The sequence below is a fragment of the Clostridium sp. AN503 genome (genome assembly GCF_040719375.1).
GTDB lineage: Bacteria > Bacillota > Clostridia > Lachnospirales > Lachnospiraceae > Brotaphodocola.
Genome location: NZ_JBFDTP010000002.1, coordinates 1,369,111 through 1,388,703, shown reverse-complemented (window position 1 = coordinate 1,388,703; position 19,593 = coordinate 1,369,111). Strand labels below are relative to the sequence as shown.

Here is a 19,593-nt window from a genome sequence, read left to right as displayed (position 1 = left end):
ATCACTGCTTTTATTGATGTTTCCAACCATATCCTCTATTATACACAAGCTGTTTCCCACTGCAACAAAAAACTTTCTAAAATCTTTCTAAAAAACCGGAAACAGTGACATGCAGCCCGACATATGATTAAGTGTAAATAATTTTTGGAGGAACTAAGATGAGTGATTTGGCGGCAACAAACTGCGGTTGTGGATGTGACTGTAACTGTAATTCGGGAGGAAGCGGGTTCAACTGTATCTGGCTGATCCTGATCCTGTGCTGCTGCGGCGGCAACGGTTTTGGCGGCGGATGCGGATGCGGCGAACATAGCGGTTGTGGATGCGGCAATGGATGTGACTGGATCTGGATCATCCTGCTTCTCTGCTGCTGCGGCGGCGGTAACGGCGGCGGCTTCTTCTGCTAATCAATCTGCCCCCTCTTTCACGGAGGGGGCATTTTTCTGTTATTTATTTCTCTGCCGGATGTTTTACATCCGAATCTGCTTTGCTGCCGGAGCCGTTCTCCGCAGCCTGTTTTTTCATCCTGCTCTGGAACCTGCCTTTTTGTTTCTGGCACTCCACACAGTCCTCATCGATCTCGTAAACTGCATTTCCCTCTATAATTAATCTGGTACTCATGATTTAATCACTCTCCTGTATGAGTAATATATGCATCCGGTATGTTTTCCTTGAATGGAGCATATATTGTTTCAAAAAGAGAAGGACCTGTTGTCTATGAATGAAGAAACGGGAAAAGATATCCGGCTGACTGATTTTGACTATCTGGTCGCCGACCCACAGCTTCAAATGATAAAAGCCGCTATACCCTATATGCAGCCGCCTCAGCAGCGCATTATCTCCATGCTTGTTAAAATGCAGGAGCTGAACCATACCCGGAATCTGTTTTCCGGCGGAGAAGTATCCGCCATGGGACTTTCACCGGCTGGCGGGCAAAAATCCTCGCCTGTGGAAATCCTCCAGGCCATGAAGCCTTTTGCCGGACCGAAAGAACGCGACATGATCGAGATGTTTGAAAACCTGCAGATCATGATGCAGGCAATGCAGACCTCAACATAACCCACATCATTCTCAGGAGGTATTATGGAACAGAAAGACTGGAAACAGGACCCCAGGCTGGCAGAAATGAGCCCGGAAAAATTACAGTATCTCACAGACTTCGCCGACAGGATCTCCCATCTGCCCAAAGAGCAGTTAATGCCCGCATTTATGGCGATGCAGATGGAGACGTCTCAGAAAAACATAAGCTTTTCCGACTCTGAGACCGACTTACTGGTCTCCGTCATCAGCTCGCGCATGTCGCCGGCAGAAAAAAAGAAGCTGGAAACGCTCCGGCTTCTGGCAAAAAAACTGGCTGCCAGGTCCTCCTGACAGCCGCAACATTTCTGATAAGATAAAACCTCATTCCTTAACGGCTTCCGGCCGTTTGGGCATGATAACGATCTGTGCATCCGCGTCCAGCTGCTGCACAAGCAGACGCATATCTTCTTCTGGAATGGCAATACAGCCTTCCGTCCACGTCTTCCAGGTGTGATAGCCGTGCAGAAAGATTGCAGAGCCCTTCCCCGGCACCCGGTCCGCCGTATTGTAGCTGACAGCCAGGCTGTAACGGTACTGGGGCATAACACCGATCAAGTGTTCCGCCGAATTCCAGTCCTTCTTTACGGTCTTCGTGCTGACCATCTGATTGTAATAGGCGCTGGCCGGATCATCCACCCAGTAGTCATATTCGTCAAGCTGCTTGTAAGGCAGTATGCTGCCTGGATCTTTCAGGCTTCCAAAAGCCTGGGTAAAGGAATATGTCCCCGTCGGCGTCCGGCGGTCGCCTTCACGCTTGTCGGTGGACATCCCGTTATGACCACAGTACCCGTCTGCAATAAACTGCTCAGACCAGGCACCGTCTACAGACTTCGTATAATAGCCGACCTTCACCCTGGAACTGTCCATGCCGCTTCCCACTACCACCACAAGCTGGTCGGTATTTGCAGCTGCATCCAGATCCTCCAGGACGATCCCCAGCCCATTGGGGGCCGGCTGGGCGGACGGTGCCTGGGCCGACCCGGCTGTTGTATTCTTCATAGCTGACTGTCCTCCTGTATCAGCGGGATTCCCCGCCTCTATGACACGGCTGGACGCCCCGCCGGTTTCCACCGCAAACGCGGTAATCTCCGCCGGCGCTGACCCTGCCGAAAATGCAGTGATCCCTGACGGCGCTGATCCTGCCGCAAACGCTGTAATTCCTGACGGCACCGCCACTGCCGCAAACGCGGTGATCCCTGCCGCCACGGACACGGCTGTCCATGTACTTCTCCCTGCTCCCGGGGATATTGCCGCAAACGCTGCCTTCGCTGCCGACGTCAGCTTTTCCGGAATCCTCCCGCCGCCTCTGTTTTGTCTTCTCATCTGCCGTCACTCCTTTATCTTCCTCTAATGGCTGTTTTTCCCTAATCTGGAGTATAACACATTCAAGGGCAGATAGCCATAACAGCTCTCTGCCCTTTTTCTTACAGTTTATTTACAGACAATGTTGATGATCTTGCCCGGCACATAGATCTCCTTCACAATGGTTCCTGTGATCTTGTCCGCTACAGCCGCTTTGCCTGCTGCGATCGCGTCTTCCTTCGATACATCCACCGGAAGGGAAACCACGCCGCGGGCCTTGCCGTTGACCTGAACGCCGATCTCGATCTCGTCGTCCTTCATGGCTTCTTTATCGCACTCCGGCCACTGGGCATGGAACACGCTGCCCTCGCCGCCAAGCTGCTGCCACAGTTCCTCGCCGATGTGCGGGGCAAACGGAGCCAGCAGGACCACAAAGGTCTTTAAGGTTTCTTTGTCGATGCCGCCGGTCTTCCTGGCCAGATCGATAAACTTGTTGTTGTACTCCATAAATCCGGAGATCACGGTATTCAAGTTGAACTGGCTGAACCGCTGGTCAATGTCGAATACCAGTTTGTGGCGCAGGCGCACCATCTCTCTGGTCTCCGCCACGTCTTTGTCCTTGCTGTCCTGAACCAGATTCCAGAACCTGCCGAGGAACCGGGATACGCCCTCGATCCCGCGCTCATCCCACTCCGCATCCAGCTCCGGCGGACCTACGAACAGTTCGTACATCCTTAAGGCATCGCAGCCGTAATCCCGAACAAGATCGTCCGGAGAGACCACATTTCCTTTGGATTTACTCATCTTGATTCCGTTCTTTCCTGTGATCATACCCTGGTTGAACAGCTTTTTAAACGGCTCGTCAAAATCGATCACGCCGATATCATGCAGGAACTTGGTGTAGAAACGGGAGTACAGAAGGTGCAGCACCGCATGCTCTACGCCGCCGATATACATATCGACCGGAAGGTATTTGTCGGCCTTTTCCCGGGATACCAGTTCCTTGTCGTTGTGGCTGTCCACATAGCGCAGGAAATACCAGGAAGAACCTGCCCACTGGGGCATGGTGTTGGTCTCGCGTTTTGCCGGGCCGCCGCACTGCGGACAGGTGCAGTTGACCCAGTCCTCAATCGCCGCTAACGGTGACTCTCCGGTGCCGGTGGGCTGATAGCTCTCCACCTCCGGAAGCCTTAATGGAAGCTCCTCCTCTGGAACCGCCACATTGCCGCATTTTTCGCAGTGTACGATCGGGATCGGCTCGCCCCAGTAACGCTGTCTGGAGAAGACCCAGTCGCGCAGCTTGTAGTTGACCGTTTTCTTGCCCAGGCCTCTTGCCTCGATCATAGCCGGGGCTTCCTTTTTGAGCACAGAGGACTCCATGCCGTTCCACTCGCCGGAATTGATCATGGTCCCGCTGGCCTCGGTGTAGGCTTCGGACATATTTTCAATCTCTTTGCCATCCTTTGCAATGACCTGGATGATCGGGATATTGAACTTCTTTGCAAATTCAAAGTCACGGTCATCATGAGCCGGTACGCACATGATCGCGCCGGTGCCGTAATCAGCCAGCACATAATCAGACAGCCAGATCGGAGTCTTTTCGCCATTTAAGGGATTGATGGCATAGCTGCCTGTAAATACGCCGGTCTTTTCCTTATCCTGCATGCGGTCCACGTTGGAACGCATGGAAGAATCAAAGATATATTTCTCAACAGCCTCTCTGGTCTCATCGGTCGCCAGGCTCTTTGCCAGGGCATGCTCCGGAGCCAGCACCATAAAGGTCGCGCCGTAGAGCGTATCCGGCCTGGTGGTATAAACCGTGATCTTCTCGTCTCTGCCCTCCACGGGGAAATCCACCTCTGCGCCGTAGGATTTGCCGATCCACTCGGTCTGCATCTTTTTCACCTTTTCCGGCCAATCCAGCTTGTCTAAGTCATTTAACAGACGCTCCGCATAGGCGGTGATCTTAAGCATCCACTGACGCAGGTTCTTCTTGGTAACGGTAGCGCCGCAGCGCTCGCAGCATCCGTTCACCACTTCCTCGTTGGCAAGGCCGGTCTTACAGGACGGGCACCAGTTGATGGGGAATTCTTTTTCGTATGCCAGGCCCTCTTTAAACATTTTAACAAAGATCCACTGGGTCCACTTATAGAAATCCGGATCTGTGGTATTCACTTCCATATCCCAGTCGTAGATGGCCGCGATCTCGCCGATCTGGCGCTTGATGTTGGCTACGTTCTCCGCAGTGGATTTGGCTGGGTGGACGCCCATCTTGATCGCATAGTTCTCAGCTGGGAGGCCGAATGCATCCCAGCCCATGGGATGGATCACATAATGGCCCTTCAGCATCTGGTAACGGCTCCATACATCGGAGATCACGTAACCTCTCCAGTGGCCTACATGCAGACCGCTGCCGGACGGATATGGGAACATATCCAGACAGTAATATTTCGGCTTCTTGCCGTCGTTGACATTGATGGGATCTTTCTCCCAGTTTTCGCGCCATTTCTTCTCAATCGCGCTGTGATTGTAGCTTGCCATGATTTCTCCTCCTGATTCTGTAAAACAGCTTATGCACTGCCGGGCAACCGCCAGGTGTTTATGGATCACCATACAAAAAGCCCTGCGCCCCCGGTTGTTATCCAGAGACGCAGGGCGTGTATACTTTTATTGTATCAGCCTTGCGCGGTACCACTCTGATTCATGCAGTCTGCATGCTCTCATACAGCCAGCGCCTAAGCCTTTGTCCTCTCAGACCGCGGCAGCGCCCGCCTTCCCCTGTAACGGTGGGAATCCGTCCTGTCTTACTTGGAGACCGCCGGTTATCACCAGATATAAAATCCGGCTTATCATCTGTCTCCGTTGGGCAGGCTGCTCCGGGACCAGTTCCGCCATCGTCCATCCCTGCCTCGCACCAGCCGGCAGTTCTCTGTGCATGTTCCGAACGCGTACTCTTTCCCTTCCCTGCATTTGCATTAATTCTAAATGTAGCATAATTGGGAAATGGTGTCAAGCCTAAAAGCTTAAGTTCCGGCAAAGTTCTGACTGGCTATTGTCAAACAGGGCTTAGTTTGTGGTTTCTCTACGCCTGCTGACCTCCATCGGAGTTTTCTGCTGCCGCTGCTCCTGCCGCCGTACCTGCCCCGGCTGCCGCCGTACTCTCCGCAGCCACACGCTCATCAATCAGCATATGCTCAAGTACTATCGTAAGCGCAAGCAACTCCTTCTCCTGTCCCTCATCCACCACATTCAGCTCACATTTATCATGGATTGAAAGCCATGGGCGGCGCACTTCTGCCAGAACTCCTCCGTCGGCATCCAGAATCTGGTATTCGTGGCTGGCAAAATTGCCTTTGATCTTCCAGTTCTTCTCCTCCACATCAATCACTTGATGAAATGGATGGAAGAGCTCGGACTTCATTGTCATCTTTGTCCCGTCTGCCATCTCTATATAATGGACAGCATGAATACTCATGACTTTCCGGTGGAACTCTGCCACCAGATTCCCTTCTGCATCTTCTATGCGGGATTTGTCAGTAATGCTTATAGCTTTGGATGTGGCTTTGTAGAACAGGGCCTCATTCGCATCCGTCACCTCCATGGTCCTGTGCATGGTCAAAATCTTACCAGTTATGGTGTATACCATATTTTATCCTCCTTCTGGCCGCTAAAAGCGCGTCTCACTATACTATCTGTATTATACCGCTTCCCCGCTGTCCCATCAAGAAATTTACCTTGCTGCGCAGAATTAGCACAAGCCATCTGGTTAAACCATATTCCGAAACATCCTGTACAGCTTTTCGTTTAAGTTCCTGACAATCTCACCGTCTAACTTGTCCACTCTCCTGTCATAGGTCATAACGCCGTTTATCTCTTCCTCAATATCACTGACCTGAGTATAAATCGCACTGCACAACCCCCGTTCAAGATTGGGAAAAATCTCCTGCTCCCAAAGGCGCTTATAATTGTCTGTCAGCTCCTCAACCGTTTTATACGTTTGGTATCCAAACGCCCTGTCGCATTCCATGTGCCCCTTAACCGGAAGGGAATATCCACCGTACTCCGTCAACGCTACCACCCTGTCTTTCACAGGCTTCACCTTTAAAATCCTTCTGTAATTATGAATACTGTACATATCCCCTCCGCCCTGATCAAACCAGCCGCAGGCCTCATTGACCAACCTGGTCCTGTCAAGCCTGCGGATTCTTTCCGTTGCCTTGCGTGCATCAAACTGTCCCCAGCCTTCATTGAAGGGAACCCAGACAGCGATGGAAGGATGATTGTACAGCTGCTTTACCATATCTTCCAGATCTTCATAATACTGTTTTCTGCCGGCAGCGTCGGTTCGGGCAAACGGGCGGTATCTGTTGTCCTTCACCCTCCGGCAAAACCAATCGAAAGTATTTGGCAGCTCCGTCACAAAAAACATATTGTACGTTCCACCCCCATTCGGCATATCCTGCCATACCATCATCCCCAGTCGGTCGCAGTGGTAATAAAACCGGTCTGTCTCGATTTTCACATGCTTTCTTATGGTATTATATCCCAGCGATTTCAGTTTTCTGATATCATAAAGCAGCGCCTTGTCGTCCGGCGCCGTCATCAGACTTTCCGGCCAGTATCCCTGATCCAGAAGACCGTTAAAGAAGAATGGCTTATTATTCAGAAAAAAACGCATTACTCCTTTCCGGTCCTGCGAAACCGACAACTTCCTCATTCCGAAATAAGAGGTCACCTTATCTTCTATATAACTGACTTCCACGTCATATAAATCCGGTTTTTCTGGTGACCACGGCCTGAACTTCTCCAAAAGAAGCTTATTTTCCGTACCTGTTTTTATTGTCCATGAGCCAATGACTTCCCCATTCTGTGAAATCCTGACAAGAGCACTGTCTGACTCGCCGCACACATCCGCAAAGACACCTATTGACTGTTCATCAAAATATGGTGTGAATTTGATTTCTGAAACGTGGCAGGCAGCTGTGCTTTCCATCCACACAGGCTTCCATATCCCGCTGCTGGGGGTATAAAAAAGCGAGGCATATTTCCCGGTTGGATTTAGTCTCTGTTTTCCTCGGGCGTGAGGAGCATGCTCTGTATAATCCCGCACAGATACAGTCAGTATGTTCTCTCCCTCTGCAAGAAAACCACTTATTTCAAATGAAAACGCTAGATATCCGCCCTTGTGCTCCCCAAGCATCGTTCCATTCAAAAACACTCTGCATTCCTGATCCACTGCGCCGAAGTGCAGGTAAACCTTATCTTTCTTAAATCCATCCGGAAGAATAAAGCATTTCCTGTAATGCAGATATTCATCCGGCTGAAGGATCCGGTCCACTCCTGACAGTCTTGATTCTGGTGAAAACGGCACCAGAATGGTCCCGTCATAGGTTTCCGCCTGTCCCGTTTTTCTTATGGCATATTCCCATTCACCATTCAGGCTGAAATAACTGTCCCGCACAAGCTGGGGCCGGGGATATTCAGACAACACACTCCTCGCTTCAACTGTCTTTCCCCACAGGGAACACAACTGCCTCATAAGACGCCCTCATTTCTGCCCTTTTTCAGACGGATATTTTTTATCACATCAGTCTGCACTCCAACAGATATCAATACAAGCAGCCCCATGATAACAGACTGCCAGTGTACGGATATTCCCGAAGGCAGATAGGTAAATATCGTATTGATGATAAAATAGATCAAAATACCAAAGAAGGTTCCGGAAAACTTTCCTTCCCCACCAGTGAGCTTGACGCCTCCGATTGCACACATGGCGATCGCATAGGTCTCGTATGTATTGCCTGCGCTTAAGGTTGCGCTCCCTGAACTGGACGCCAGAAGCACTCCCGAGAAGGCCGCAATCAGTCCGCTGCATAAAAATGCCTTCATTTTGATCCGGTCCACGTCAATCCCCATCATTCTGGCCGCCTCGCCGTTTCCGCCTGCCGCGTACATGCCCATGCCGAACTTCGTATACCTGGACAGGTACATACACAGGAATGTAAGGATAAAAAGCAATGGAATCAATATGGAAATCCCGCTTTTCATTCCCGGAAATACCCCTTTTAAAATCTTCGCGTTGCCAAAGGTCATCACGGTTCCAGTGATTGCAACGGATTTCTTTGCCACGATCAGGATCATCCCCCTGAGCGCAAACAGCATAGCCAGAGACGCGATCCAGGATGAAATCCGCATTTTCGTCACCATAAAACCCACAAGCATCCCGGACACCGCACCCACTGCCAGCCCCGCCGCAATTCCCAGCCACGGGTTAATCTGTCCGACAAGTCCCATCACTACGCCGCTGAGAGCAAAAACCGCACCTACAGAAAGGTCTATCTCCGCGCAAAGAATCACAAATGTCATTCCAAGCGCCAGATACCCGCCGTTTTTCGACGCTTTCAAAAGGATATTAAACATATTTCCCATCGTTAAAAAGTTCTTGTCCCGAAAAAGGATTCCGGCTGCAAACACCAGAAGCAGGAATGCGAGGATGGTACTTTTTGAATAAAAGGACCCATAAATTTTCTTTAATGTCTTCATATGTCTTCCTCCTACTTCAGACGTTCACGTTGGATAAACACCGCAAACACAATAATTACCGCTTTAAACACCTGGGCGTATTGGTCCGGGATATTGTTCATCACACAGGTCAGCGTGATCATCTGCATGATCAAAGCGCCAATTACCGTTCCAATCACATGGGCCTTTCCTCCGCTCATGGGGGTACCGCCAATCACCACTGCCGCAATCGCATCCAGCTCTGCAAGCTGCCCTAGAGAGCTACCGGCTGCAACCGACACTTTCGCAGCCTGAAATACACCTGCAAGGGCCGCAAGTCCCGCACTGATCCCGTAGACTATCATCATCGTCCCCGCCGTGTTGATTCCGGAAAGCGCGCTGGAACGAATGTTGTCACCTACAGCCTGGATCTGATGTCCGATCACCGTTTTTTCCGCCAACACCCAAACTGACAGGATCGACAGTACAATCGGGATAATCTGTACCGGAAGCACACCGCCGATTTTGTAAGTTCCCCACAAAGAAAGGCTGCTTCCCACAACTCCAAGTTTATTAAAATAGATATCCCTCCCGCCGCAGAGCACCTGCGCGACGCCTCTTAAGCCCAGCATAAGCCCCAGAGTCACAACCATTGCCTGGAGCCGCAGTTTGCCAACCATGATCCCGGTTAAGCAGCCGATCGCAGCCGATACTGACAGGGCGATTGCCACAGCAGCAAGAAGTCCTGTTCCTGTCATGAGCTTAGCCGTCATTACACCTGCAAGAGCCATGACCGATCCCACGGAAATATCAATTCCTCCAGTAGAAATCACCAGTGTCATCCCCATCCCGCACAGAATAATCGGGCAGATCTGTGTAATAATATTGTTTAAATTGCCAAGCCTGAAAAAATTTGGCGTGACAATGGTGTTTAAGAGTATAAACAAAGCCAGAAGAGAAACTGCACTGTATTTTTTAGCTGCCTCAAACCACTCGTTTCTAGTCATCATCCACCTCTCTTCCTCCCTCTGCAATGGTCTCCATGATCTGATCCTGACTGATTTCATCACCAATCAGCTCTCCCCGTTTCAGGCCTTCCCTCATAACGATAATCCTGTCACAATTGCGTTCCAGCTCCGCAAGCTCTGAAGAAATCATCAGCACCGAAATACCTGTTTTTGAAAATTCCTGAATAAGCTGCTCGATCTCCACCTTGGCGCCCACATCAATGCCGCGTGTCGGCTCATCCATAATGATCAGTTTCGGATTCATGCACATCCAGCGCGCAAGCAGAACCTTCTGTTGATTTCCTCCGCTCAGATTACAGATTGACTGTTCTGGTGACGGAGTTTTGATCTTCAATCTTTTAATGTAATGTTCGACGATTTTGTTCTGTTCCCCCGCCCTGACAAAGCCAAACGTATTGAGACGCGGAAGCAGTGCAATCGTTATGTTCTCCTTTACGGACAGATGTGGAATAATCCCTTCCACCTTGCGGTCCTCCGTGCAGAAGCCCATCCCCATCTTAATCGCGTCTGCAGGGCTTCTCAGCTTCGCCGGCTTACCATACCAGAATATCTCTCCGTTATCCGGCTGTTCCGCACCAAATATCGTCCGGGCAAGCTCCGTTCTGCCAGAACCAAGGAGTCCCGCCAGGCCCACCACTTCCCCCTCTTTGATAGTGATTCCGATTCCGTTAAGCCGCATCCCCTGTCTGATGTCTTTTGCTTCCAGGATAACCGCCGCTTTATCAAACGCATATCCGTTTCTGGTACGCTCCAGTTTTACCGTATCTTTTCCAATCATCAGAGATATCAGCTTTAACTGGTCCAGCTCGCTCACATCATAATCCCCTACGTAAGCACCATCCTTAAATACAGTAAGCCTCTCGCATATCTCGAAAATCTCATCCAGCTTATGGCTGATAAACAGTACGCTGATCCCTTTCTCCTTAAGCTGACGGATGATACCAAACAACACTTTTACCTCATTCGTATCCAGGGATGAGGTAGGTTCATCCATGATAACCAGCTTCGACTGGATACTCACAGCGCGTGCAATGGCTACCATCTGCTGGATTGCCGTCGAATAGCTGCGAAGGGGTCTGGTCACATCGACATCGATCCCAAGCTCGCTCATAATCCGCCTTGCCTCTGTTATCATGGATTTTCTGTCTATGCCTCCGAACCTGTTCCTGATCTCCCTGCCCAAAAACAGGTTCTCATATACGGTCTGGAACAACACAAGATTCAGCTCCTGATAAATGGTTGATATTCCTTTTTCATTTGCCTCGATCGGCGTCCTCGCATGAATCAACTCTCCATCAAACCGGATTTCCCCTGCGTCTTTTTGGTAAATCCCGGTCAGTACCTTGATCAAAGTGGATTTCCCCGCACCGTTTTCTCCCATCAAGGCATGTACCTCTCCCCTTTTGATTTGCAGGTTAACCCCTTTTAATGCCTTCACCCCCGGAAATGATTTTTCCAATCCCTGAATGTCTAATAAAAATTCAGACATAGCATCTCCTTTCAAAAGGAACCACCCCTGCCATGCAGGAATGGTTCCGGACAAACATAGAAGCTTTAAAATCCAAGCTCAACCACAACATTATCTTTTGTATAAAGGGTATCCTCGTTTGTTATGTGCTGAGGCACCTCTTCTCCGTTAATAATCTTAGAAAGAGTATTCACCACAACCGGGCCAAAGTACGGAGAGCAGGTTACTGACGCCAGCTGTTTTCCGGCTTCCACATCCTCAAATGCAGCTCTTGTCCCATCGATCCCTAACGTCAGGATATCCGTTCCAGGTTCCAGGCCTGCAGCCTCGATCGCCGTCTTTGCTCCCTGGATCATATCATCTGTCACTGCGAATACCGCATCAATGTTTTCTCCGCCCTGAGCCTGGATGATATTTTCCATAACAGACTGCGCTTTATCCATAAGCCACTCGCCGTCCTGCTCCGCCACAATCTTATATTTGGATGTGTCCAAATTCTTGACGAAACCATCCTGACGATCCGTTGATGTGGAGGAGTCATAGCCGCCATTGATAATAACAACGTTTCCACCGTCAGGCAGCGCTTCTTCCAGAGCCTTCGCGCATTGCTCGCCCTCCCACACAAAGTCGGACATAATAGCCGTGGTATAATGGGTTCCCGGCTCCCCTGCAATGGAACGGTCCACCAGAATTACCGGTATCTCATTTTCCATGGCTTCCTGAAGAGCTCCCTGAAGTCCATTATCTTCCAGGGGCGCCACAACCAGATAATCAACCCCTGCCGCTATCAGATCGCGGATATCTGTCTCCTGGGTTGCAATATCCCCTCCCGCATCCTTAACAATAAAGGTTCCTCCTGCCGCCTCCACATATTCCTTTATGGAATCCGTCTCCGTGGTCCGCCATGCCGACATACTGTCCGTTTGGGCAAAACCAACTGTTTTTCCTTCCAAAATCTGAGTCGAAGCTGTGCTTCCTTCCTTGTCTTTGGCTCCCTCAACAGCAGCGGTACCGCCCTGCGCTTCCGCCTGAGTCTGTACCGCACTTGTCTCTGACGCCGGTTTTGCCTCACTTGAGCCACATGCAGTCAGAGAAACCACCATCGCTGATGCCATCGCTAAACAAATCAATCTTCTTTTCATAACAATCCTCCTTCGTAGTGAAATTCACATCACGTTCCTTATTTATTACATGATTAATATTATCATATTTTGTACATTCATTCAATATATAACCGTTTAACACGATTATTTTTGTATATAACAAACAAATATTTCTATCTTTTTACTGTATTTTCTTTTTTTATTTTGATTTTTATGTAATAATAGGGTATAATTACATCAACTATTAACAGCATTTCTAAAAGAAAGGAACTCCTGTGATGTCAGAGAAAGAGAAAAAACCGGTCCGGATTATCGGAGAACGCAACATCAGCCTCCACTTAAGTAACCAGGAACACCATGAACGAATCTGTCAGATTGGAAAGGCGATTTCTTCTCCTGCCCGCCTGCAGATCCTTGGCCTCTTAAAAAACGCAGTGATGTCCGTGCAGGAGCTGGCTGACACACTGCATATCCCGATATCCTCCGCCGCACTGCATATCAAAAACCTTGAGGAAGCCGGCCTTATAATCACCGAAACACAACCGGGAAAGCACGGCTCCATGCGGGTATGCACCTGTTCGATGCAATCCTTTTTTCTTCAGAATTCCGATACAGATGCCGATTCCGCAAGCAACAGCATCTTTATGGATATGCCTGTGGGCAACTATTATCAGTGGGATATCCAGCCCACCTGCGGCCTGGCTGATGAAAATGGTATTATTGACGGTTACGATGATGTCCGTACTTTTTACTCCCCTGCACGTGGGAGGGCGCAGCTTCTATGGTTTCACAGCGGATACATTGAATACCGCTTTCCTAACATAGGCAATCCGCTCCTGTCCCCCAGCGAGATCTCCTTTCAGATGGAAATCTGCTCTGAGGCCCCGGGATATTTAGAGCACTGGCCCTCTGATATTACCATCTCCATCAACGGTCATGAGGTAGGAACCTACTGCTCCCCGGGAGATTACGGCGCAAGAAGGGGCAATCTCACCCCTTTATGCTGGCCCAACGGACGGACACAGTACGGCATTTTAAAGACATTTTCCGTGCGGGAACATGGCGGCTATATCGACGGTGCGCTTGTGAATCAGCAGCTTGGCCTTAAGCAGCTCAAACTCAATGAGCAGCAGTATATCTCACTCCGCATACAGATAAAGGAAACTGCCCATAACATAGGGGGTATCAATTTGTTTGGAGAAAAATATGGAGACTATCCACAGGGAATTGTTATGAGTCTGGTATATTGATTTATATCTGGAATTTTCATCCAATATCATGTATAATGATAGATACCTTATGTTATTTTTTTAACATGCAGTATACAGACATCCCCGCCCTGATCTTTAAGCGTAAGATCAGGCGGAGACAACGGAAAATCATGGGGGCACTATATGAATCTGTCACAGCTTTACTATTTCCGCAAGCTGGCGCAGCTCCAGCATTATACCAAGGCTGCAAAAGAGCTCTACATCACCCAGCCCAGCCTGAGCGACTCCATCTCCTCCCTGGAAAAGGAGCTGGGGATCGCCCTGTTCCAAAAGGAGGGACGGAACATCCGGCTGACCAAGCACGGTCAGGAATTCTACACCTACGTGTGCGCCGCCTTAAGCGAGCTGGAAAAAGGGATTGAGGCGGCCCACGAGAAGGCGGGGGCCATCGGAGGAGTGATCGATGTGGGATGCATCCCGACGCTCTGCGGGGATTTCCTGCCCAAGGCCACCAACGGCTACAAGCAGACCCGCAATCCCAAGGTTACTTTCAACATCTATACCGCCATGACCCTGCAGATCATTGAACAGGTCAAAAGCGGAGCCTATGACGTTGGGTTCTGCTCAAAGGTGGACCGCGAGCCGGACTTAGAGTTCATCCCCATCCTGGCTCAGGAGCTGGTCGCTATCATCAACCATGAGCATCCGCTTGCCTCCCGCAGCGGACAGGCCGTCAGCTTCCCGGAGCTGGCGCAGCAGAAGTTGGTCACCTACCGCCAGTCCATCCCCATCGGCGGGATCGTCGCCAACCTGTTGAAGGAGCACGGTCTGACCGCATCCTTCCAGTTCGAGGATGAGATCAGCATGGGCGGCTACGTATCCACCAACCCGGTCGTGGGCATTGCAGCGAACACAGCCTTCCTTCGGCAGTTCGACAGCCTGGACTACCTAAAGCTGAACATCCGCGCCGACACCCGGCTGGTGTATATGGTGTACAGCAAAAAGAATTACCAGACCAAAGCCCTCGAAAGCTTCCTGGAATATGTAAAAACAAAGGAGACCTCCATCCCCCGTTAACCTGCGGGGAGGGAGGTCTTTCCTGTTATCCGGTTCTCCGGCAGTCTTTTCATTTTATGCCAGCGCTTCAGACGCTGACTGCTTTTTCAGCCTTCCGCTGATCACAAACAAAAGCCCCAGCCCTGCCGCACACAGCACGCCCGCAGTCAGAAACGCCATCTGGTATCCTCCCGCGAACTTCGCCGCAATCCGCGGAGCCAAAAAGGAACTGCCCGCAAATCCCAGGAACAAAATACTGTAATTCATCGTGGAGTGTTTCACGCCGAACGCATCCGAGCAGATGGACGGGAGCAGCGCCAGGATCGAACCGCCGCACATCCCCGTCAGGCACATGCCGCCGATAAATACCGCCGGCTGGCCGGTTAAAAACAGCACAAACATCACACAGGTACAGATGGAGATCGAGATCATCAGCGCACGGTACCTGCCGATCCGGTCCGACAGCCATCCAAAGAACATCCTTCCCACGAAATTACAACAGGACATGAAACCCACCGCCGTTGCAGCAAGGGCGGCGCTTAGGCCCGCATAGGACTGTCCGATCACCGACGCGGAGCTGATCATCATCGCACTGCCCGTATTGGCGCAGATAAACATGAAAAAGATCAGGTAAAACTGCGGCGTCCGCACCATTTCCGTCCAGACGTAATCCCGTCCCGGTCCTGCTGCCGCCGTCTGCGCCATAGCCGGGTTCCAGCCCTCCGGACAGTAATCCTCCGGCGCCACCTGGGCCATCCACACCGTAAGCCCTAAAAGGACCGCAAAGAGTGTTCCCATGATCATACACGCCTGATGGACGCCAAACCGCACAAACAGGCTGTTCATCACCGGCGCAAAGATCATGCCGCCTAAGGACGCCCCACTGAGCAAAAGCCCGGAGGCCAGCCCCTTTCTGTCCGGGAACCATTTTAAGGTGTTGGTGATTGATAAATTATAAGTGCATCCCCCGCCGACCGCCATCAGCACGCTGAAGGTCAGATAAAGCCCCGGGATGCTGCGCACCAGGCCGATGCCGAAGATGCCTGCCGCCATCATAAAGGACCCGGCATACAGCACCACCCTGGTGGGGAACCTGCGGATCAGGCGGGCGGCCACCACGCCAAATACCGCCATCACCACAGAGTAATAGGCATATGCATTGAGCACATCCGCTTTCTGCCAGCCATTGGCCTCCACCAGCGGATTCACAAACACGCTCCACACGTTGGTGATGGCAATGACCAGCACGCAGGCATAACCTGCAATAAATACGGCAATACGATTTCCCTTGATCTTCATAAAGCCCCTCTCACGCTATTTCAGCTTTTTCAGCCTGGAGTAATCCGCATCCGGCCATCCGATCACCACATTGACGATCGTCGGCATGATCAGCGTAAACAGGTTGATAAAGGATACCAGGGTCAGTCCCTTGGATACCAGAGCAGTCAGCCCCGCCTGGGAAACGCCCCAGGTCAGGCAGATATAGACCAGGGTCAGGACCGCGCCGCGCTTGTTTCTCTTCTGGGCGGAAACCTCCGGAGCCTCGTTTATTTTCTTCTGATACCAGTTCAGCACACGGTCGTTAAAGCCCTGGGCATAGTTGATGGCCGTGGAGATCGTAGCAAAGAAGATGGCTACGGTGATCAGGGTCAGCATGATACCTTTTATCACGCCGCTTCCCACGCCGTTTTGCACCACCAGGATCGTGTACACCGCCTTGCCTGCCTCCCAGCCTGCATATACCTCAGAATAGTTTGCAGCCAGGTTCACGACGGTCATCTGCAAAAAGGCCCAGTTTAAGACAACGGATAAAACAACGGCCCAGCGCAGGGTGCGCTTGTTGGTAAAAAGCTGCGCGTGGTTCACGTAAGCGCCGAAGCCGCCCAGGTTCTGTCCTGAGAAGATGTAGGCCCAGGCAAATGCGATCAGAAGGTACTTAATGAAGCTGCCCGCTCCCGCCGCGATCCCGGCATTCATCTTATCAGACATCACTGCCATCTCCGTGGTCAGATGCCCGCTTGCGATATTGTAAAACAGGTTCGGCACGTTTACAACGATCAGCGCCACAAAGATAACCGCGCTCATGAACACTGCATTTTTCCGCACCATGTCGCTGCCCTTCATACACAGAACGAACATGATGATCCCAACGATAAAGGTGGTTAAAAGGTACGGCATCCCGGTCAGCTCTGCCAGTGCGGAGCCGGAGGAGGAGTATGCCAACGCCATGCACACGATCAGCAGCCAGTTGAAGTTGAACTCATACACGATCTGCATGGGCTTCGCCAGCTTCCCGCCCAGGAAACGCTCTCCGTATTTCGCCAGGAAATTGCCGTAGTCGAAGGTCCTGAAATCCATAGCGAATTTCATAAAGAAGTAGATCATAAAACAGTTGATCGCCGCCACCACAAAGGGCATGAACAGACAGAAATACGGCTGCGTCACCTCCGGCAGCATCCCGTAAAAGCCCGTGTTGGCAAAAAAGTAGGACCAGGGCGTGGAGCCTGCCGCGAACCCTCCTCCGCACTGGGAGCTGAACGCGATCGACACGAATATGATCACCGTTCTCCAGTCAATTTTCCCTGCGCCAATCGTCTTGGCATTTTCCCCATTACTCATATAAAGCCTCCTAATTCTGTTATTTTTTTAACATATCGATGTAAAAAATAACACTCTTATTTTTTCGCGCCGGACTGCCAGTAGGCATTCGCCTTGTCAATCGGGACCTCGATCAATCCTTTTTCTTTCACATAACCGTAAATCACAAACCCTCGTTTACACCAGAATACACACTCCAGGCAGGGGCTTTCGTCGCAGTAGGCAAACGCGTCCTCATCCGCCAGGGCAAATACCATGGGCGGGCGCTTCCCCGGGATTAAGTACTTCATGTATCCGCCGGTGTAAGTTTTTAAATACAGCCATTCCAGCTCATACGGGGCATCCAGTTTCCAGGAGACCCGCACGGCATTGTCGTTGTAGCCTCCCACGATCTGGTAGGTGATGGAAATCCCCTCTCCCGCCCCGGAAACCGGAACTGGTTTAAGCTCCTCCATAACCTGTCCGCAGCAGCGGATCTCCGGCTTTGTCTCTGCTCGCCCGATCCGCTCATGGATCATCCCGCAGCGGTCACACCGGTAAAACACCACGTCCGGGCACTGGATGGACGGCTTTCTGGTGGCGCGGCTTCGCCGCGGCCCATATTCCTGCACTGCCATCACTCACACCCCCTGCGCTTTAATTCTTCTAAAAGCAGATATTTTTTCACCTTGCCGCTGGCGGTCCGGGGGATCTTGTCCGTCATCTCCACCCGCTCCGGCCAGTAGCGTTTCTGCACATGCTTTTCGATCATATACCGGGTCATATCCTCCAATGTCACCGTAACCCCCGGCTCTGTCACCACGAAAGCGCAGATGCGCTCTCCCATCCGCTCGTCGGGCATCCCTACGATCGCATGATCCCGCACGCCGGGACAGCCTTCGATGTCGTTGTCGATCTCGTTGGAATTCAAGTTCTCACCGCCGCGGACGATCATATCCTTTTTCCGTCCGACGATATGGATGTTGCCCTTCCCGTCGCTGACGCACAGATCGCCGCTGTAGAACCAGCCGTCGTCCGTAAGCGCCCGGTCCGTGGCCTCCTGATCCTTTAAATATCCCACAAACACATTCGGCCCGCGGGAAATCTCCTCGCCCGTCACTCCGGGCGGCACATCCTGGCCGCTTTCGTCCACCACCCGGACCTCCACGCCGGTCATGGCCCTGCCGGAGGTCCGCCCGTCTAAATCAAGGGCCTCATCCGGCCTCACAAAAACGTGGGGGACGCTTTCCGTGGAGCCATAGACCTCGCAGAGGCGGATTCCGTAGGCGTCCGCCTTTCTCACCATATAACCCGGGACCGGAGCGCCGCCGCACAGGTAGAACTTTAAGTGCGGCAGGCTGCCTCCCTGCTCTTCCATATGGCGCAGGATATCATAGATAAACGGCGTTGCCCCCATGGAATAGGTGCATCTCTCCCGGTTCATCAGATCGATGGCTCCCTGGCAGGTGAACTTCTCCTCCAGCACCAGCTTCGCTCCCATAAGCATCGGGGCAATGACCCCATGATGGAAGCCGGTGGCATGGTGGAGGGGCGCCGGCATGAACATGATGTCATTCTCGTCAAGCCCCAGCTCCCGGTTGAACATATCCTCGCTGAAGATAATGTTGTTGTGGGTCAGCATCACGCCCTTATTGCCTCCGGTCGTCCCTGAGGTGCAGAGCACCAGCGCCACATCAAACCCGTCCATGCCGCCGGACTGTTCCCTGGGCAGCGGCTTCCTGGTCTCCATGATCTGAGCCAGGGTAATGCAGCCGCTTTTTGCCGGTCTTGTGCCGTCCAGGAGGACCACCTGTTCCAGGGTCGGGATCTGGTCTTTCACAGAGAGGATCCTTGTTTCATAATCCTTGTTCTTAAAAAAGGTGACGCCGAAATACAGCTTTGAGCCTGTCTTATTCATCCCGTAGACCAGGTCCGCCTCCTCGTGGCTGAGCCCGATGGGGTGCATCACCGCCCCGGCCTTCATGCAGGCCACAGCGATCAGCACAAACTCGCTCCAGACGGGGATCTGGAAGGAAACCACATCATGCGGCTTCACTCCCGCCTCTTTTAAGTATGACGCCAGGACGGATGATGCCTCGTCCATCTGCCGGTATGTATAACGGTTCCCACGGTCGTCCACCACATATTCCCGGTCCCCGAAGCGCTCCACGGTCCGGTAAAACCGGTCTAACAGCGTCTCATGGGTCCAATAGCCTTTTTCTATGTACTGCTCTTTCAGCCTCTCGTTGACTTTAATACCGTCCATATGC

The 19,593-nt window shown here is 51.6% G+C and carries 19 protein-coding genes; 5 read left to right on the top strand and 14 right to left on the bottom strand.

The genetic code is table 11. The annotated features are described in order from the left end of the window. The first annotated feature begins 158 nt into the window (after window positions 1–158). A complete protein-coding gene (locus tag AB1I67_RS13665; RefSeq protein WP_367030415.1) occupies window positions 159–404 on the top strand; it encodes a hypothetical protein in 246 nt (81 codons plus the stop codon). Between the two features lie 43 nt (window positions 405–447). Here AB1I67_RS13665 and AB1I67_RS13660 read toward each other — a convergent pair whose 3' ends face one another. Beyond that, on the bottom strand, window positions 448–618 hold the full coding sequence (locus AB1I67_RS13660) for a hypothetical protein (RefSeq protein ID WP_367030414.1): 171 nt from the start codon (window positions 616–618) through the stop codon (window positions 448–450). Window positions 619–714: 96 nt separating this feature from the next. Between AB1I67_RS13660 and AB1I67_RS13655 the strand changes: the two genes are divergently transcribed. Together AB1I67_RS13655 and AB1I67_RS13650 are read left to right on the top strand one after the other, a co-directional pair. Continuing rightward, complete coding sequence (locus AB1I67_RS13655) at window positions 715–1,056, top strand: hypothetical protein (protein ID WP_367030413.1); 342 nt, start codon at window positions 715–717, stop codon at window positions 1,054–1,056. Window positions 1,057–1,080: 24 nt separating this feature from the next. After that, window positions 1,081–1,368 carry a hypothetical protein gene (locus AB1I67_RS13650; RefSeq protein ID WP_367030412.1) on the top strand — a complete coding sequence of 96 codons (288 nt, stop codon included), beginning with the start codon at window positions 1,081–1,083 and terminating at the stop codon, window positions 1,366–1,368. 30 nt (window positions 1,369–1,398) lie between these two features. Here AB1I67_RS13650 and AB1I67_RS13645 read toward each other — a convergent pair whose 3' ends face one another. The 9 genes from AB1I67_RS13645 to AB1I67_RS13605 form a co-directional block, all read right to left on the bottom strand. Continuing rightward, complete coding sequence (locus tag AB1I67_RS13645) at window positions 1,399–2,400, bottom strand: L,D-transpeptidase family protein (RefSeq protein WP_367030411.1); 1,002 nt, start codon at window positions 2,398–2,400, stop codon at window positions 1,399–1,401. 108 nt (window positions 2,401–2,508) lie between these two features. After that, the gene (gene leuS, locus AB1I67_RS13640; protein WP_367030410.1) at window positions 2,509–4,920 is read right to left on the bottom strand and encodes a leucine--tRNA ligase; all 2,412 of its coding nucleotides are present in this window, start codon (window positions 4,918–4,920) and stop codon (window positions 2,509–2,511) included. Between the two features lie 210 nt (window positions 4,921–5,130). Beyond that, a complete protein-coding gene (locus tag AB1I67_RS13635) occupies window positions 5,131–5,316 on the bottom strand; it encodes a hypothetical protein (RefSeq protein WP_367030409.1) in 186 nt (61 codons plus the stop codon). Window positions 5,317–5,461: 145 nt separating this feature from the next. After that, entirely contained in the window at window positions 5,462–6,025 is a 564-nt protein-coding gene (locus AB1I67_RS13630; RefSeq protein ID WP_367030408.1) for an LURP-one-related family protein, read from the bottom strand. 120 nt (window positions 6,026–6,145) lie between these two features. Beyond that, complete coding sequence (locus AB1I67_RS13625) at window positions 6,146–7,918, bottom strand: sugar-binding domain-containing protein (RefSeq protein WP_367030407.1); 1,773 nt, start codon at window positions 7,916–7,918, stop codon at window positions 6,146–6,148. After that, window positions 7,915–8,922, bottom strand: coding sequence for an ABC transporter permease (locus AB1I67_RS13620; RefSeq protein ID WP_367030406.1), 1,008 nt, complete (start codon window positions 8,920–8,922; stop codon window positions 7,915–7,917). Before AB1I67_RS13620 ends, AB1I67_RS13625 begins: the two co-directional genes overlap by 4 nt. Window positions 8,923–8,933: 11 nt before the next feature. Next, window positions 8,934–9,890, bottom strand: a complete 957-nt coding sequence (locus tag AB1I67_RS13615) for an ABC transporter permease (RefSeq protein ID WP_367030405.1) — start codon at window positions 9,888–9,890, stop codon at window positions 8,934–8,936. Beyond that, on the bottom strand, window positions 9,880–11,397 hold the full coding sequence (locus tag AB1I67_RS13610) for a sugar ABC transporter ATP-binding protein (RefSeq protein ID WP_367030404.1): 1,518 nt from the start codon (window positions 11,395–11,397) through the stop codon (window positions 9,880–9,882). Before AB1I67_RS13610 ends, AB1I67_RS13615 begins: the two co-directional genes overlap by 11 nt. 65 nt (window positions 11,398–11,462) lie before the next feature. Further along, window positions 11,463–12,518: an ABC transporter substrate-binding protein gene (locus tag AB1I67_RS13605; protein ID WP_367030403.1), complete on the bottom strand. Its 1,056-nt coding sequence runs from the start codon at window positions 12,516–12,518 to the stop codon at window positions 11,463–11,465. Window positions 12,519–12,757: 239 nt separating this feature from the next. Between AB1I67_RS13605 and AB1I67_RS13600 the strand changes: the two genes are divergently transcribed. Together AB1I67_RS13600 and AB1I67_RS13595 are read left to right on the top strand one after the other, a co-directional pair. Further along, window positions 12,758–13,729 (top strand): helix-turn-helix domain-containing protein, encoded by a 972-nt coding sequence (locus tag AB1I67_RS13600; RefSeq protein ID WP_367030402.1) that lies wholly within the window; start codon window positions 12,758–12,760, stop codon window positions 13,727–13,729. Window positions 13,730–13,873: 144 nt separating this feature from the next. Next, complete coding sequence (locus tag AB1I67_RS13595) at window positions 13,874–14,767, top strand: LysR family transcriptional regulator (protein WP_367030401.1); 894 nt, start codon at window positions 13,874–13,876, stop codon at window positions 14,765–14,767. Between the two features lie 54 nt (window positions 14,768–14,821). Here the strand turns inward: AB1I67_RS13595 and AB1I67_RS13590 are convergent, their stop codons facing one another. Genes AB1I67_RS13590 through fadK form a run of 4 tightly spaced genes read right to left on the bottom strand, consistent with a single transcriptional unit; the run spans window position 14,822 to window position 19,589 of the window. Then, window positions 14,822–16,045 carry an OFA family MFS transporter gene (locus AB1I67_RS13590; protein WP_367030400.1) on the bottom strand — a complete coding sequence of 408 codons (1,224 nt, stop codon included), beginning with the start codon at window positions 16,043–16,045 and terminating at the stop codon, window positions 14,822–14,824. A 15-nt stretch (window positions 16,046–16,060) separates the two neighbouring features. Continuing rightward, complete coding sequence (locus AB1I67_RS13585) at window positions 16,061–17,365, bottom strand: hypothetical protein (protein ID WP_367030399.1); 1,305 nt, start codon at window positions 17,363–17,365, stop codon at window positions 16,061–16,063. A 56-nt stretch (window positions 17,366–17,421) separates the two neighbouring features. Beyond that, window positions 17,422–17,961 carry a hypothetical protein gene (locus tag AB1I67_RS13580; RefSeq protein ID WP_367030398.1) on the bottom strand — a complete coding sequence of 180 codons (540 nt, stop codon included), beginning with the start codon at window positions 17,959–17,961 and terminating at the stop codon, window positions 17,422–17,424. Continuing rightward, entirely contained in the window at window positions 17,961–19,589 is a 1,629-nt protein-coding gene (fadK, locus tag AB1I67_RS13575) for a medium-chain fatty-acid--CoA ligase (protein ID WP_367030397.1), read from the bottom strand. Before fadK ends, AB1I67_RS13580 begins: the two co-directional genes overlap by 1 nt. Between the last annotated feature and the right edge of the window lie 4 nt (window positions 19,590–19,593).

What these genes read in the sequence shown, in the direction of transcription:
- AB1I67_RS13665 (WP_367030415.1), top strand. Translation starts at nt 159, where the DNA reads ATGAGTGATTTGGCGGCAACAAACTGCGGTTGTGGATGTGACTGTAAC.
- AB1I67_RS13660 (WP_367030414.1), bottom strand. Translation starts at nt 618, where the DNA reads ATGAGTACCAGATTAATTATAGAGGGAAATGCAGTTTACGAGATCGAT.
- AB1I67_RS13655 (WP_367030413.1), top strand. Translation starts at nt 715, where the DNA reads ATGAATGAAGAAACGGGAAAAGATATCCGGCTGACTGATTTTGACTAT.
- AB1I67_RS13650 (WP_367030412.1), top strand. Translation starts at nt 1,081, where the DNA reads ATGGAACAGAAAGACTGGAAACAGGACCCCAGGCTGGCAGAAATGAGC.
- AB1I67_RS13645 (WP_367030411.1), bottom strand. Translation starts at nt 2,400, where the DNA reads ATGAGAAGACAAAACAGAGGCGGCGGGAGGATTCCGGAAAAGCTGACG.
- leuS (WP_367030410.1), bottom strand. Translation starts at nt 4,920, where the DNA reads ATGGCAAGCTACAATCACAGCGCGATTGAGAAGAAATGGCGCGAAAAC.
- AB1I67_RS13635 (WP_367030409.1), bottom strand. Translation starts at nt 5,316, where the DNA reads ATGCACAGAGAACTGCCGGCTGGTGCGAGGCAGGGATGGACGATGGCG.
- AB1I67_RS13630 (WP_367030408.1), bottom strand. Translation starts at nt 6,025, where the DNA reads ATGGTATACACCATAACTGGTAAGATTTTGACCATGCACAGGACCATG.
- AB1I67_RS13625 (WP_367030407.1), bottom strand. Translation starts at nt 7,918, where the DNA reads ATGAGGCAGTTGTGTTCCCTGTGGGGAAAGACAGTTGAAGCGAGGAGT.
- AB1I67_RS13620 (WP_367030406.1), bottom strand. Translation starts at nt 8,922, where the DNA reads ATGAAGACATTAAAGAAAATTTATGGGTCCTTTTATTCAAAAAGTACC.
- AB1I67_RS13615 (WP_367030405.1), bottom strand. Translation starts at nt 9,890, where the DNA reads ATGATGACTAGAAACGAGTGGTTTGAGGCAGCTAAAAAATACAGTGCA.
- AB1I67_RS13610 (WP_367030404.1), bottom strand. Translation starts at nt 11,397, where the DNA reads ATGTCTGAATTTTTATTAGACATTCAGGGATTGGAAAAATCATTTCCG.
- AB1I67_RS13605 (WP_367030403.1), bottom strand. Translation starts at nt 12,518, where the DNA reads ATGAAAAGAAGATTGATTTGTTTAGCGATGGCATCAGCGATGGTGGTT.
- AB1I67_RS13600 (WP_367030402.1), top strand. Translation starts at nt 12,758, where the DNA reads ATGTCAGAGAAAGAGAAAAAACCGGTCCGGATTATCGGAGAACGCAAC.
- AB1I67_RS13595 (WP_367030401.1), top strand. Translation starts at nt 13,874, where the DNA reads ATGAATCTGTCACAGCTTTACTATTTCCGCAAGCTGGCGCAGCTCCAG.
- AB1I67_RS13590 (WP_367030400.1), bottom strand. Translation starts at nt 16,045, where the DNA reads ATGAAGATCAAGGGAAATCGTATTGCCGTATTTATTGCAGGTTATGCC.
- AB1I67_RS13585 (WP_367030399.1), bottom strand. Translation starts at nt 17,365, where the DNA reads ATGAGTAATGGGGAAAATGCCAAGACGATTGGCGCAGGGAAAATTGAC.
- AB1I67_RS13580 (WP_367030398.1), bottom strand. Translation starts at nt 17,961, where the DNA reads ATGGCAGTGCAGGAATATGGGCCGCGGCGAAGCCGCGCCACCAGAAAG.
- fadK (WP_367030397.1), bottom strand. Translation starts at nt 19,589, where the DNA reads ATGGACGGTATTAAAGTCAACGAGAGGCTGAAAGAGCAGTACATAGAA.